At 67.3% G+C, this 998-nt stretch carries 1 protein-coding gene and 2 pseudogenes; 1 reads left to right on the top strand and 2 read right to left on the bottom strand.

The features are described 5' to 3' along the window. Nucleotides 1-338 (bottom strand): annotated as a pseudogene (locus BZL64_RS39650) (hypothetical protein); the annotation flags it as partial. 193 nt (nt 339-531) lie between these two features. On the opposite strand from BZL64_RS39650, the pseudogene BZL64_RS42085 reads away from it, so the two are divergent. Further along, nucleotides 532-651: pseudogene (locus BZL64_RS42085) on the top strand (short-chain dehydrogenase); the annotation flags it as partial. On the opposite strand, the gene BZL64_RS42080 reads toward BZL64_RS42085, so the two are convergent. After that, complete coding sequence (locus tag BZL64_RS42080) at nt 605-904, bottom strand: hypothetical protein (RefSeq protein WP_341868848.1); 300 nt, start codon at nt 902-904, stop codon at nt 605-607. The pseudogene BZL64_RS42085 and the gene BZL64_RS42080 overlap by 47 nt on opposite strands. Between the last annotated feature and the right edge of the window lie 94 nt (nt 905-998).

Here is a 998-nt window from a genome sequence, read left to right as displayed (position 1 = left end):
GGGTTCACTTCATGTGCGTCCACACACCCACCATGCCGCTGAACACCACCGACGGAAAGACCCAACGGAGTCCTACTAAAGGCCGCGATCGGATCGGTGGCTCGTTCGCGGCGGGCCAGGGTGCGCATCACCGGAAGGACGCCGTGACGAACCACGGCCATGCGGGTGAGGCAGGCGACGACCAATTCGGTGGCCTCGGTCGGCACCGACGGGGTGGGTGCCTCCAGGCTCACGGCAAGGTCGTCGAGGTGGACAACAAGTTCCACGAGCCGGGTTAGCAGACACCGATCGAGCGGCAGTACGTGGGCGAATACGCCGACTGGCCGGTCGAGCGGCATGGTCGGCAACTGCACTGGAGCCGGGCGCGAGCGGCGTCAAACTCCTTGACCAGGGTGGCAGGCCCACCGGCCGCCTCCTGCTCGCCCACCTCCCGGATCCGACGCGGCACCGCATCCTCCAGATGCGGCGCCGGGCCGGCGCCAGACAGGAAGTACGCCACAGCATCGATGGGCTTCCCGCCCGCCGGTGGTGGGCTCCGCCGCGGTCCGCGCCGACCAGTGGAGTCGGGACGTCAAGTCCCGTCTGCCGCTGACGCCGGAAGAGTTCAACGCCGCAATGGACCGCGCACTGGCGGCGCTGATGGCGACCTGAGGGCCCCTCGGGCCGCCCGGACTCCAGCGAGAAGATCAGTACACGGGTGCGGGTCCGTCCCCGGTGACACCATCTTGATCTTGCTCGGGCAAGAGAGCGTGTGTGAGAGTATCGCCGCGTTGCACCCGTACTGTGTGCCTTCCACCGGGCGGGCGATCCCGAAGTCCAGGACGTGCGGCCCGTCCTCTGCCAGGATGATCTTGGCCGCCTTGAGGTCGCGGTGCACGAGTCCGCGGGAGTGGATCGCCTCCAGCGCCTTTCATGACGGCGTATCACCCGACCATGATCCACCAGCCAATTCACGTGGACGGCTGGGCTCTGGTGTTGCAAATACTTGGCTGGCCACA

Source organism: Streptomyces bobili, from assembly GCF_002154575.1.
GTDB classification, from domain to species: domain Bacteria; phylum Actinomycetota; class Actinomycetes; order Streptomycetales; family Streptomycetaceae; genus Streptomyces; species Streptomyces bobili.
Note: the sequence above shows the minus strand (reverse complement) of the source record. Positions and strands in the feature narration are given on the sequence as shown.